The organism is Erwinia sp. AK-PDG3-5, assembly GCF_056821705.1.
On record NZ_CM165967.1, the window covers coordinates 4,292,328 to 4,305,867 of the forward strand.

Consider the following 13,540-nt stretch of genomic DNA (forward strand, 5'->3'; position numbering starts at 1 on the left):
ATTCATCATCCACATAAAATAGCGGCTCGTACCGGATCAAGGTGAATAAGTCCGGACAGTAGCAGATCCATCACTGGTGTAAGTCGTGCCTTATCAGCCTCACTGCGACCGGCTTTCAGGCGCAAGAGTTTCAGATGGCGGGCCTGTACCTCAAACAACAGCTCAGGCTCCCACTCACTGAGGGTCACTTCTCTTGCACGATCACCCAGCTCTGCAAACAGATGCACCGCCAGGTCATTTTTTCCGTACTGCTCAGCAATGCGACCCATCAGCAGACGCAGCAGCCACTTCTGACGATCGGTTGTCATACCCGGCCGGGTTTGTAACCAGCCCAGCGCAGCATCCGGGCCTTCACTGTCAGCCAGTGCCACGGCTTCCGGCTCCAGCGCCAGAACATCGTCGTTACCAGAGGTGAGCGGGGCTGATGGCGTGTCGTTGCCCCAACCACCGATGGTGTCCAGCACGCTCTGCTGGATCCAGTTCAGCGTCACTTCGTCCGCAAACGGCGTGCCGTCACTGAACGCCAGCGTCTCCAGCCCGGACAGGCGCGACAACAGCCCTTTCAGATCGGCCGCGACAATGTCGGCCAGCGTTTCCTTGCCAGATTTCGTCAGCGCCTGGTGGATGTACCACTGCAAATCCAGCCACAGGTGATTGGCACCACGCGAAAATGTGCCGTCGGCCGTTTCCAGCATTTCAGCCCAGTTCTGCTGCAGGTAGAGGCGTTTGAGTAACGCGCGTTGATCCGCTCTTGGCGACTCGATGCGTGTACGCCCCTGCGCATCCGGGGCCGGGATGGCCCGCAGGGTGTCGTGACGCAGGCTCTTCATCAGATGATGTGCTGACAGCCAGCCGTCCGGCTGCTCGCGCAGATATTCGGTGAGGGTGCGGGCCTGTGCCAGCAAATCCTGACCGGAGGTGATCCGCCCGATGACCGGGGCATCGCTGTGGCTGGCATAAGAAGATACTTCGCTAGTGCTGGCGTTCTGCGGTACCACCGCGTCCACACCACCGGCTTTCTGCAAACGATTTTCCAGCGCACCATATAACGCGTTAAGTTCCGGGCGGCTTTCATCCGGCTCATTCTCGGTTAACTGCGCTATCAACAGCAGCGCCCCGGCGGTACGCACGGCTTCTTCCCTGACCACTTCCGGATACAGGGAGAGAGAGTCGGTCATACGAGAACCAGCCAGCCATTCCAGCGCCGCCTTGCGGCTGCGGTCACGTTGCGGATACAGCTGTGCGCCGAAGCGCTCCATCAGCCCGGCCAGGAGCTCGAGTCCTTCTGCCAGTCCCTGCTCGCCTTCGCGGTGCAGTTTGGCCCAGCAGTAGTACGTTGCGACACGAATGTCTTTCGCGATGGTGGTCAGTAGCTTCTCTGCAAGCCGACAGATAAGTTCGGTATCCGCGCCGGAGAGTTTATTGACCTCCTCGCGCACCTGTTGGAAGTCATCGTCATAGCCCGGGTCTTCGCCCACAGGCGATGAACCGGACAGCGGCTGCAGCCAGTTGTCCCACTGCGACGCGCGTTCACGGGTCGCGGCAAGCAGTGGTTCCTGCTTTGTCTGACAGGCGCGGAGTAAGGTGTTGAGCGTGCTCATCAGTAGATCTCCTCTGCATCACTGGCCGCACTCGCGACCGGGCCTGACGTTGCAACACCGGTCGTACTAAAGATAGTCTCGGGCAGACGGAAATTTCGCAGCTTCAGCAGCGCCAGCGGGCCTTCACCTACTTCGGTACGCAGGGTGTAATTGAGCGTGCGGCCGTCCTGTGCCTTCCAGCTCAGGCTGTAACTGCTGCCGACACCCGGGTAAGACTTGGCCGCAGCCTTATCCAGCAGGCGAATCCAGCCCCAGGCACCTGAAATATCCGCATACTGACGGGTGCCTGCCTGGGTACTTATCCAACTCAGGTTGGCCCCTGGCGCTTCGGTATCCGCAGGCCAGGAGAAGCGCTTCCATGTCGGCAACTGGTTCACGTAGGTTAGTTTCTGGCTGTCGATAATCAGGTCGGTCTGCATCACGCCGTCGGCAGTGCCTGGTCGAAGCTCGAAGTTCATGCTGGCATTACCTTCGGTGAAGGCCACATCCGAGATATGACTCAGGGTGTTGATGGCACTGAGGAACGCCGGGTTAAAGGCCAGCCCTTGTGAGTTGATGCTGTCCGGTACCCAGTGGTTGCCCTCTTTGTGCAGCACACCTTTAAGGCGGATCTGCAGGAACTGGGCGATACGCCCGGAATCCGCATTCAGGTATTTGGCGAGCAGCGGCAGGGAAACATTACTGCTGGAGTTGTTAAACGGATAACGACCGCCAAAGGCACTGTTCCACTCAGCCACCACTGCCTGCTGCCACTGGGCATTGAGGCTGTCGGCCGCCGGGGTCAGAACCTGCTGCCAGGCCTGCTCCATCGGGTTCACAAACACCGTACGGCCAAAACCGCTCCACTCCTGACCCAGACCGGCGGCAATCAGGCTGCCGTAGTCACGGGTTTCGGTCAGGTCCACGGCTTTGCCCTGAAATACCGTCTGAGCGATGGTCTGGGCCATAGCCTGCGGGTCGGCGGCATTGGTTACCTGCTGCAGGCGCAGACGTACCTGCGTCACACGGGTTATGAACGACTGCAGACTTTGCTCCCATACTCCCGCGCGGCTTTTGTCCATCAGCGCCAGCAGCGGACCAAAAGTTGTATCCAGCGGGCCATGCACACCGGCATTCTGGTCAATCGCATCGTTGTTATCACCTCCCAGTAGATTTTTGGCTGATTTCACCAGTGAGTCGGAAATCGCCTCGCCTGTCTGCCCGGTGCGCCCCTGTTCATTCAGGGTGTTCATCAGCGCCACCAGAGGTGACTGACGCACATCGGCCATCAGGGTCAGCTGGTCAATAGAATCGGACAGCGTGGTTGCCCGGTTCCAGCGCAGGCTGTTCAGAAACTCAAGCCAGGCTCCGCCAAAGTCGGCAAAGTAACGCTCGGTCAGGCGCTTTTTCAGCGCTTCCGGCGAGGTCTCGTCCTGTTTATTTACCTGACGCTTGCTGTCAGTCAGCACCCAGTCGAGTTCATCCCGGCGCGCCTTCACCACTTTCTCAATGGCAGGCTGTACCGCCTTCTCCCAGGCGTGCCGCGTAAACATGCCCGGCACGACTTCGGTGGTGTTGAACAGGCGAGACGCATCGGTATCGCCGGTCATGTCTTCAAGGCGCATATCGGCATACAGGTGCGCCACCTGGGAGAGCATTTTCTGATAGAGGGAGGATTCGCTGTTACGTACGCCCATCAGGCGAACCAGCAGGGAACGCGCCTGGTTGACCATGCTTTCATCAGCACTAAGCTGCCACCCAGGGTGTGCAACCAGCTGCGCGCCATAGAACTTCAGCAGTGACGTAGCCACGCCCTGCCAGACGCCATCCTTCACGCCATCACGCTTTGGCCAGTCGTGCAACAGCATCGTACTGAACCAGGCCGCATCCATGTTTTCCGGACGGGCCAGCATCAGGTAGAGCTTTAGCTGGTCATAGGTGGTTTTTGCCATCTGCTCACGCAGCGGGCTGCCCGGCGGCAGCACGTTAAAGGCACTGACCTGCTTCTGCAGATGGTCTGCAGCCGCATCCCGCAACAATGGCAGTGCACTGTCCTGATAGCGTGGCCAGAGTGCCGTCAGCAGGGCATTGTTCTGACTCAGCCCGGCCCGTTCGTACCATGGCACACCATGCTCAGAACGGTACTGCAGACGGGCCAGCGTTTTCTGGAGTTCAGACAGCGCGTGCAGGCGCTGTTCCAGCGGCTGATTTTGTCGGGCGGCAAGTGCGGCCTGGACATTCGCGCCGTCAATCTGGCTGCGGTTGGTGGCATACGAAGTCACCATCCAGAGAGCCCAGCCTGCCATCGCCAGGGCAACAATTGACGCAAACACCTTACGCCATGGAATGCCCGGCTTGCGCGGACGCAGCCTGGCAGGAAGCGTCCGGACAGACTCAGGCAGAATATCCCAGCGCTTATCCATGCCCCAGTGGTGCGGCACGGCACGTTCAGCACCGGCCGAAGGCTGACTGAATACCACGCCGGCCAGCGGTAGCGGGCGGTATGGATTGAGCATCACCGACAGCGGCACAGTCACGCTCTGTGGCTCACGGATAAGCAAGTCAGCAAGCATCAGCAGGAAGTTATGTTTCACTTCACCGCAGGTCTGCTGCAGACCCTGTGAAGTCAAATCCGGCGTCAGGGCAGAGAGTTGTTCTGCCAGCACTTCGGTACGACATCCGGCAGGCAACAGACAGCCGGTCGCCTGAGTAATGCGCCCTTCCGGCTTACCGGCGCGCGGGTGCAGGGACCAGACATACAGCGGAAGCTGCCAGCCAAGTGTATCCATACGCGCGCTGATGGCATGAGACAGGGAGTCCATGTTGCTTTCAGACAGTACCGGCAGTGGCTGCTCCAGACCAGGTGCTGAGAGCTGGTCAAAGGCCGAGGTAACCCACACCAGTCCATCCACCGGACGGCGGCGCAGTTTGCCCAGCGCGGTCAGCCAGGCACTGTCTGCTGGGGTATTGAGGTCACCGCCCCACAGCAACAGTGTGCCGCGGTCTTCCTGCCAGAGCTGAGTTGTAAGGCCCGGAGTCAGTTGCTCCACTTCAGCGGTGGTGCCAGTGACCAGCAGGATGCGTGTTTTACGTCCCCAGCGCCGGCCGTAGAGGTTACGCATGGCGTCACGGATGGTATCTACAGTGACATTGCGAGGTGCGGTCCGGGCCACTCTTAATTCATCAGAAGGCAACGCATTGTTCTTCTGTTCCCGCCAGCGGTAATGCTTTTCCCGCATGAACCGGAATATTAACGGCGAATAAAAAAAAATTAGCAATCCAACCCAGACGACAGCAAATGCAAACACTTGCTTCAGTCGGGAATCAAGGCCATGCGAGGGGCCAGAATGAAGGATCAAGGCTACTATTACTGCTGAGATGAAGGCTATTATGCCGGCAAGCCCTCCTCTACTCCATGAACTACCCGGCATCATTTTTTCCACTCCCTGAAGTAACAGTACTGACAAAACGATCAGTACCTGAGGTAAACAGACCTAAAACAGGTTTATTGCTAACAGACACGATGTCGGACAGTAATGTGGCTAAAAGCCACGCACTGCCAGCCCCTGGAATTCCGTTATATTTTTCCAGTACATCAATTTCCTGCGGCACCCACGGTGTCAGATGTGATTGAGACGCAGTCATTAGATCAGCAAACCCGTCATTCCAGTGCCCGTAATCACAGAACACGTTTGACGTCTGGCAGGCGATCGTTTGTGTTTCGAGTAACAACCCCATATCAGCCCTGAAATTTGTCATGTCCAGCGGCATCGGTCGCAATATGCGGGCGGAGTGTGAAAGCTGATATTTTTCAGCTACATCATCGCTGGTAAGTACCATCGCTGCGAGTGCATCGGAATACTGTTCAGCCCCCTGATTCTGTAATATCAGGATCAAATCAATATCAAAAACGGTATTTTTAAGACGCTTTTCGATCCAAGCAAAAGAAAGGTTTTTACAAAATGAAACCGGACCTGTTAGCGCACGACCCGGGTAAATTCTTCCCCATGATTTGCGGAACCGGGTTTCGAATTCTGAGGAAATCATGTCACTCACAATGGTGACGTTGAATGGCACTGTCGCAGGCAACATCGCGATCGCGTTTTGTACACCGGCCAGACCCAGTTCAAGCAAGGAGGTGGACGTCGCTGAATTCGCATCAAAATGGCTGGTCAGTGAAAACAATTGCGGCGTATCTGCAGCATCCGATTTAGCAATGGCGTCAGAGGTCACTCCGGAAGGTAGCAGTATGCTGCTTCCAAGCACTGCCAGATAGCGTCCAGCCCAGGCTTCCCACTGTTGCTGTCCGTATTCCGCTTCCTTCTGCAAAAACTGATGTTCATTGACTGTTCTGCCCCACAGCCATCCCCGCAAACAAAACAGAAAAAACCAGCCAAGAACCGGGCTGGATGCCAGCCACCAGATATTGAATACAGCCAGTGCCTTAACCATGCCTGATGCATGTAGAATAAAAAGCAAAATACCCACAACCGCGGCCCCGCCCCCTGCCAACAGCCATCCCGTAAAAGATGGCTCAGGAGGCAACTCCATTGTTGTTGCTTTCGTCCTTTCCCAGCCCATTGATTATCCTACTGTGCTGTTCTGAGCACTTGAAATTACAGTACAACCGCACTGACATTTGCAGCCATTGACGACCACAGCACGACCGTTAAAGGTCCGGTGCGGTGCTCCTTCCACGATGGGATTCGTTCCATGCCCCTCTATCGGGCAGCTGACCATATCGCCAACTAACGCGGCTTTTTTCCCGTCGACAGTAATATTGGAAGAAGCGGAGATCACTTTTCCGCCGTGAGAGGTTTTGTCTCCGATCAATACGATGCCATTGGACATAATAAACACCTATATTTATTAGCAGTTACTTTGCATTGATTTTATTAAAATCAGGAATTATTGTACCTTCTGGCGCTACGCTTCCATCCGGATAAATTATCTTCGCGTATGAGCCAGGCTCCTTCTTTGCCACTCCAATATACCGAGTAACTTTTGATTCATCTAACCTAGGAATAAAAACTAATCTTATTAGTCCCATCAGCCTTCAATGAGATGAAATTTTTCTCACCTAAAAGTGACAAAGTAGTTTCTGTAGAGTTTAATTTTCTCTTCCTTATATATGGGTAATATATTGGAGACAAATTAATATCACCATGAACTGTCTTAAATAGACCATTTTTTGTTGCATTATCATCAAACGCAATTGTTGCGCCAACTGCAGTTCCCGGTACCAATCCCTTACCAAGGTGAGTTGCATCAATATATTCAATACCCAAGTTGAATTCACTCAATTGCCAATTACACTTACCACCGCCATCTTTAGTTATTTTTGCGACCCATATATCTGAATCACTTTGTTTCTGAAGTGGAATTTTAACTGGATTATATCCCACCTTCTCATAATGCTGACCATCCCGCATACTCATCAACTCACGCTTGCAAGTCGTAGATACATACAACACTTCAAGAGGAAAAGGCTTTGTATACGTAGAAGGATTTTTTATCTCAATATTAACCCAGGCAGTATTTAGTATGGGTGACAGTGTACGATCATCTGCACTGACACAACTAACAATAAAGGACATTAGCGTGCAGAGGAATAATTTATTTAGCCCCTTACACATAAATTAATCCTTCAACCTGTTTACATCAGGGTGAGTTGTTCCATCAGATACAACCGAGCCATCAGGGTAGATAATTTTATAGTACACTCCAACTTTTTGTTCTGTTGGAGCAATCATCCTAACCACTTTAGACTCATCAACTGTTGGCTCGAATTTAATCGAGACGTTTTTGGCAGTAGGGACTATCCTTTTTTTCACAAAATTGACTTTACCAAATAAATTTAAAGTGTCATTCACGTCAATATCTTTATTACTATCTATCAAAGGGTAGTACACAGGAGATAAAACGAGTTCAGAACCTTTAAACACATCAAACCGACCACTTTTTATTGCGTTATCATCAAATGCAATTGTAGCACCAACAGCCGTCCCCAGCGCCAACCCCTTACCAAGGTGAGTTGCATCAATATATTCAATGCCCAGATTAAATTCACTCAGTTTCCAGTTACACTTACCACCACCATCCTTCGCTATTTTTGCAAGCCATGTATTAGAGTCATCTTGTTTCTGAAGTGGGATCTTTATGGGGTTATATCCCACTTTCTCATAGTGCTGGCCGTCTCGCATACTCATCAGCTTTCGCTTACACGTCATTGATATGTACAGGACTTCAAGGGGAAAAGGTTTTGTATACGCCGAAGGGTTTTTTATCTCGACATTTACCCATTCAGTATTCGATGGTGGTGATAATGTTCTGTCGGTTGCCTGAGCGCATCCATTTAGCAATAAAACAAAATGGAGCAAGACGAATGAATTTAATCTCTTATACATTTTCTATATCCTCTTCACCATAATGGCCAAATCTTTTAAGAGCATCGCAACCGGATGCGGCAGAGATGGTTGAGCTAAGCGAATTTTTTAGCAAATCCTCGATCGAAAGAAACTTTTTATTCCTGTCAAATTCATTCTTAGGGATTTCACTTGAATAGTGATCCATTTGTAAATTGAAGGATGCTACTTTATCGGCATGCTCAGTGAAGCTCTTTCCATCGCTTAACCCTTTTTCATAAGCTAATCCTAACAATTTATTATTTATATAGGGCATATAGGATGTCATAAGATGATTTCCAACATTCGCAGGCATCCCTCGATTTGGATTCATGCCTTTGGGGAAAAATTCTTGAAGATCTTCCTTAGTAAGTGAAGCTTTAAAATCCTTTTGATCTTGCCCGGATTGCTTAGCCTCCTGAAGTGCCAGCGAAGGGACAAGATAGAGCTTAACTTTTTCAGGAAGTCTTGCCTGAATGGTCATGCAATTTCTTGGGTATGGAAGCTCAATACTACACTGTTGCCATTTTCTACTTTGCATAGAGGTTAAAAATACGACCGTATTCCCATGGTGCCAAAAACAATCTCCCCACTCTACGACTTGCCAGGCCGTAAGTTCAACGACAGACCATAAAAAACCAAGTGTTGTTCCCAAAGGCCCCCATAACTTATATAAACGATTATCCAAGTCAGCTTCAGGTGGAACTGATGGTACAGGGTCTTGATCGTTTACATGCCGATAGTGGGTAATGCTTGATAATGCATCTACAGCATTTTTAGTGAACGTTCTTGGCATACCGTATGTGTAAAGAAGTGGGTTCCTATTTTTTAACCTAGCAGAATGAATTAATGCCAGCGATCCTCCTAAGCTATGACCACAAATGAATAAATCTTTACCCAATATTTGTCTGGCTAGTTCACGAAGCTGCTCTTCAAACATTCGTTCAATTAAGGTATAGCTTGCCCAAAATCCCGTATGCACCTTCCCCACAGGAACTAATGAAGTACATTCTGATTTGATATTGCAGCTATCGGACTCTACAGGCCTAAATGAGGCATCCGTTATCCCATCAGTCAGACTAGCAGTTCCGCGCCACGCTATAACTATTTTATTCTTATTGTAGACATAATAAAACTGCGTATCACCTTCAGGTTCTTCTGCTTTAGCTGAATCAAAACCGACAGGGGCAGCATATCGATCAGAATATGGAATATCGATAACTAAAGCATTAATAATCGATTTCCCAATTTTTCGGGAGGGTATAGTCGACAGGTTCTGGCATTGATTAATAAAATACTTCGTGATGATGTCTGTATCATCATAAGCTAAATCTGAGGCTAATCCTAAATTGATGGCATTTGCCATAGAGTAATCATTCTGATGATGGAGAACTAACTCCCAGGCTCTAAACGGGCAAATTTCGATCACATGACGTTTTTCAAGTTCATTTGTTCTGACCTTAACACCCTGAAATGAGCTACTCATGGGAAAATGGAATAAGGGCAATCCCTCCCCGTCCCTTAATTGCAAATCAGGTTGCTCATGACATAGTTCCCCCACTACAGCGTAGTGCCATACATAGACATTTTTCTCTGCTTCTGGACGAACGGTCGAATCTTTTATAGGATCCCTACCAACACGAAGAACTCGCTTTTCCATTTCCTTTGTCAGTTGATTACTGTCAAGTGTCAATTTCAACTCAAGTCCATGGGGCATATCTATGCGAATAAGTCCTTTTGCATCGCTTTGACCTGAATGCGTAAAGTTATCGACTGGCCCTGAAACAGGGTGAGAACTTTCGGCTATCCATGGCATATTCGCCACTGGATCACCCTGCTCATCGACCAGCTGAAATTCAACCCAGTAGGGTTTTTGCTTTCCCGCCTTAGCTTTTGTATCTGTATGCTTAACAGAGGTCACTAATGAATTTCCTGCCATAAACATCCCTCCTTATCCAGGTTTAATAACAAACTTATTGGCTCTCTTTTCTTGTTAGATAAAATGTTCTAATCTTTATTATCTCTGAGATGAACACAGCAGCAAGAAATATCACTCCAGCCTTGATTGACATAGATTTAAACACCCATGGCAATATCGATATAGAAGGAATCATGAAGAACAACCTGAATGGCGTTTGAACATAGACTATCCAATTTGCATACTTCCACTTTTTTAAGAACATTACAGCAGAAAAGATAATTGATATGTTAAGCAGTAACGAGAAAGAAAAAAGGATTAGCGAATACACTCCTTGCTGCGGATAGATATCGCTAAAATATAATATATCATCAACTAAAGGAATTCGGCCCTGAGAGATATTCAACCAACCAAACCTGACAATGTAAAAGAGGTCAAACATAGCCCAAAAATACAATACACGATTCCGTTTTAAGAAAAATTTCATTTACTTCCCTCATAGACATCATCAGCGGTAGTTGGTTGCCAGTGCCACGACTGACCTGTAACAGCCCAGCCATCGTCACCTTCCCGAAAGGTTTGCGTTACCTTTCTCTGATCTCCGTAACGATGAACTGCTGATTGCTGCTCTATCTCGTCTGTAGCATCTGATGGCAAAGGCTGCCATTCCTGGATTTTATCTCTTTTCGTATTCATATAGTCCTTCCCGTCAGAACCAAAAACACGCCCCTCATCTCCCATAGAAGTTAAGCGGTTGATTGCCATAATTGCAGTATTCTTCAACCCGTGATAATCATGATCAACAGTAACCCAATGCCCAGGTCCTTCATCCTTTTGCTCACGTGGAAATTCAATGTTTACGTTGCCAGGCATCGATGTGTAAAGCGGTGCGGTCTTCCCTGACGAGTCAGATATTCCTTCAAATATCTCACCATCAGGAGACGTTACTTTATAACTGGTGAATGGTTTGACATCCCCTGATTCGGGATCGGTAACGGTAAAAGTTCCGCCATATCCTTTAGGGAAAGTAAGAGGTGGAGTATTAAGTGTTGCAGGTCCCGTTTGATTAACATTGGCCGCTTTCAGCAAAATATTTCCCGGACATCCCAATTCAATATTCCCGCCGCTAAGCTTTATATAAGCACCACCGCAACTTAAAATCAGTTCCTTGCTGGCATTTACCTTCACGCTCCCCTGACCGCTGGCGACAGTGATGTCCTGTAATGCTGAGACATTCATAGCATCAGCTTGTGCCTGAATATCGACCTTCCCTGCCCCGGCATACATTTTCATTCCTGTAGCCTGTGCAAACAAACTTACAGCCTCGCTTGCCGCCACAGTGAACGATTGCCCGGTGCTGATATCGGTGTTTTTACCTGACATGATGCCAATACTTGCCCCGCCTGAAGCAAGCCGGACAGCCTCAGGACTCAGAATACCTATACCGGCAGGTGCACTGGCCAGCATTCCTGGCATTTTCAGATATTTCAGTGAGCTGTTAAGCGTCTTTTGGCTGTCGATATCACATACCGTTGCCTGTGCCCCTTTCGCAGCTGCCTGGAGGCTTCTTGCCAGCGTGAGTGCCTGCTCCAGTTGTTCTACAGCCCTGTCCATTTCAAGCATTTTACTGCCGACGTCAGGCTGAGCATCTGCAGTAAGCATTACTCCCTTACCACCACGAACGCTGACCCAGTCGTTAGTGCGCAGTTCCGCCCCCTCGCCACGAAGAATCCGGGAAGCATTGACGTTGTGACCTAAATTGAGCTGAGTCTTGCCGCCATACTCCGTACTGAGCTTAACGTGCTCTTCGCCGCGCTTGTCCTCCATCCGCAGTTTATTCAGCCCGGCGGTGCGGATAACGTTACGCGTGCTGTTGGCTTCAGTAACGTGGTCAACGTGGCGGGAGTCGTGAAGGGCATGCGCGATATACGGACGGTCCGGATCGCCTTCGTGGAACGCAATCGCGACTTCAGTGCCCTGTATCAGCGGAAAGTGGAAGCCGTACTTGTCGCCACCGTAAGGCCTGGCAAAGCGCACCGGCATGCTTTCCATGCCCTGGCGTTTATCGTCGCGGTCGGCATCAAACTTCACCCGGTACAGGCCCGATGCATCCTGCCAGGCGTAAATGTCATTGTCCTTGGCGCTGGTCACGCGCGCCATCAGGGTGCCGCTGACCACCGGGCGCTTTTTAGCGGCAGGACGCCAGCAGCGGTTTTCGTAATACGGCATCCCCTCCCACATCACCTTCAGGGCATTCTTACGGCTGGCAATATAGCCCGTGCGGGTAATGATGATGCCGTTGTCCGTTTCTGAGGGTAGCGTCGGTGGTACCACACGTTCACTGATAGTCAGCACCTGGGCTGGCGAAAGCAGGGCATCATTACTGCTGCCGCTGACGGTCGTCTGCCCGGACAGAAAACGCTCGTGCTCAAGGCGGGCCCAGAAGTTGCCGGTTTCCGCTGAGGGTGTGATTTTGTCGCCACGCTCAAGGTGACGCGGAAGGTAGTGCCAGACCTCACCGTAGGTCATACCCTCCCCGTCGCCACGGGTCATGTCCGCCGGTACAGAGGTGAGGATATTCTGGGCTTCACGGTGATTGTAATCACTGGCGGTGACCGAACGTTCAACCACGTTATGCCGGACGTTAACGCCCCACACCGAGTCCGCGCCATTATCATTCATCCCTGACGCGCTGCTGAGCGGCAGCGATTTACCGAACGCCCATGCGCTCTGCTTGTCCGCAAAGTGCACCACCTCGGTCCGGGTGTCGGGCTGCAGGGTGAAGAAATAGAAAATCCCCACTTCGGCAAGCAGCCGCTCGATAAAGGCGAGGTCATCTTCCCTGTACTGGTTAATCTGTTCACGCTTGGGATACTCAGCGATGAGTTTGAACTCATACTCCCAGCCTTTCAGGCCATGCTCCTGCAATACGTCGCTGACAACTTCCGGTACCGACTTATTGACGAAAAAGCGGTGGGTACGGAATTGCTTACGGAGTAGGGACAGGAACGGCTCAATAATAATCTGGTACGTCGCCTGGTCACGTGAACCGCTGATGCGCTTAAAATGCGTCACCACGCCATGCACCACTTTCTGCCCGGTCAACTCCATCAGTGGCCCTGCTCCCATGGTCAGCGTGGCAGGCCTGGTCAACAGTTGCGCTGAACTGATATTCTGGTCACCGCTGGTAAAGAGAACCGTGTAGTGATAAAGCTCACTCATGAACTCTTTACCACTGAACGTTTCCACATCCAGCGATGCGGTACAGGACGGAATATCCAGGCGGTAGCGGTTCAGCCCGCTATCGGTTAGCGCAGACAGGGTGTTCTTAAGCGTATCTGTCAGACTCATGATATTGACTCCATGGGATAACCTGCTGTCCATGACTTTCCTGCCGAAGGGCAGGTAACAGGTTTAATCAGGGGTACTCAGCGAGTACGAAAAAGAATGATTGTGACTTCAGCCCCGGCAGCACACATAAGGGCTTTGACCAGCAATATGGTCATTTCAAAGTTGTCCATCGCATATTCCCCATTACTGCTGATAAGAATAAAACTCTTAACAAACGTGTAAATAGAAACATCAGGAAGAAATAGAATCCCAGCGATAACTTACAGAAAGAAGATAAAAAATTTCAC

General features: G+C 50.6%; 8 protein-coding genes. All 8 read right to left on the minus strand.

The window, feature by feature from the left end:
• Positions 1-5: 5 nt before the first annotated feature.
• The 8 genes from tssA to AC1UKS_RS20140 all read right to left on the minus strand — a co-directional run bounded on the left by tssA (position 6) and on the right by AC1UKS_RS20140 (position 13,253).
• Positions 6-1,601, minus strand: a complete 1,596-nt coding sequence (gene tssA, locus AC1UKS_RS20105) for a type VI secretion system protein TssA (RefSeq protein ID WP_482434989.1) — start codon at positions 1,599-1,601, stop codon at positions 6-8.
• Positions 1,601-5,014, minus strand: a complete 3,414-nt coding sequence (locus AC1UKS_RS20110) for an ImcF-related family protein (RefSeq protein ID WP_482434990.1) — start codon at positions 5,012-5,014, stop codon at positions 1,601-1,603. The genes tssA and AC1UKS_RS20110 overlap by 1 nt, the downstream gene beginning before the upstream one ends.
• A complete protein-coding gene (locus AC1UKS_RS20115; RefSeq protein ID WP_482434991.1) occupies positions 5,001-6,161 on the minus strand; it encodes a hypothetical protein in 1,161 nt (386 codons plus the stop codon). Before AC1UKS_RS20115 ends, AC1UKS_RS20110 begins: the two co-directional genes overlap by 14 nt.
• Positions 6,162-6,164: 3 nt before the next feature.
• Positions 6,165-6,431 (minus strand): PAAR domain-containing protein, encoded by a 267-nt coding sequence (locus tag AC1UKS_RS20120; RefSeq protein WP_482434993.1) that lies wholly within the window; start codon positions 6,429-6,431, stop codon positions 6,165-6,167.
• A 167-nt stretch (positions 6,432-6,598) separates the two neighbouring features.
• Complete coding sequence (locus AC1UKS_RS20125; RefSeq protein WP_482434995.1) at positions 6,599-7,216, minus strand: hypothetical protein; 618 nt, start codon at positions 7,214-7,216, stop codon at positions 6,599-6,601.
• A gap of 3 nt (positions 7,217-7,219) precedes the next feature.
• Positions 7,220-7,789: a hypothetical protein gene (locus AC1UKS_RS20130; RefSeq protein WP_482434996.1), complete on the minus strand. Its 570-nt coding sequence runs from the start codon at positions 7,787-7,789 to the stop codon at positions 7,220-7,222.
• A gap of 190 nt (positions 7,790-7,979) precedes the next feature.
• Positions 7,980-9,923 (minus strand): lipase family protein, encoded by a 1,944-nt coding sequence (locus AC1UKS_RS20135; RefSeq protein WP_482434997.1) that lies wholly within the window; start codon positions 9,921-9,923, stop codon positions 7,980-7,982.
• Positions 9,924-10,385: 462 nt separating this feature from the next.
• Positions 10,386-13,253: a type VI secretion system Vgr family protein gene (locus AC1UKS_RS20140; RefSeq protein ID WP_482434998.1), complete on the minus strand. Its 2,868-nt coding sequence runs from the start codon at positions 13,251-13,253 to the stop codon at positions 10,386-10,388.
• Positions 13,254-13,540: the final 287 nt, after the last annotated feature.

Coding starts and splice junctions, on each gene's coding strand:
- AC1UKS_RS20140 (WP_482434998.1), bottom strand. CDS start 13,253: ATGAGTCTGACAGATACGCTTAAGAACACCCTGTCTGCGCTAACCGAT.
- AC1UKS_RS20135 (WP_482434997.1), bottom strand. CDS start 9,923: ATGGCAGGAAATTCATTAGTGACCTCTGTTAAGCATACAGATACAAAA.
- AC1UKS_RS20125 (WP_482434995.1), bottom strand. CDS start 7,216: ATGTGTAAGGGGCTAAATAAATTATTCCTCTGCACGCTAATGTCCTTT.
- AC1UKS_RS20115 (WP_482434991.1), bottom strand. CDS start 6,161: ATGGGCTGGGAAAGGACGAAAGCAACAACAATGGAGTTGCCTCCTGAG.
- AC1UKS_RS20130 (WP_482434996.1), bottom strand. CDS start 7,789: ATGAGTATGCGAGACGGCCAGCACTATGAGAAAGTGGGATATAACCCC.
- AC1UKS_RS20110 (WP_482434990.1), bottom strand. CDS start 5,014: ATGATGCCGGGTAGTTCATGGAGTAGAGGAGGGCTTGCCGGCATAATA.
- AC1UKS_RS20120 (WP_482434993.1), bottom strand. CDS start 6,431: ATGTCCAATGGCATCGTATTGATCGGAGACAAAACCTCTCACGGCGGA.
- tssA (WP_482434989.1), bottom strand. CDS start 1,601: ATGAGCACGCTCAACACCTTACTCCGCGCCTGTCAGACAAAGCAGGAA.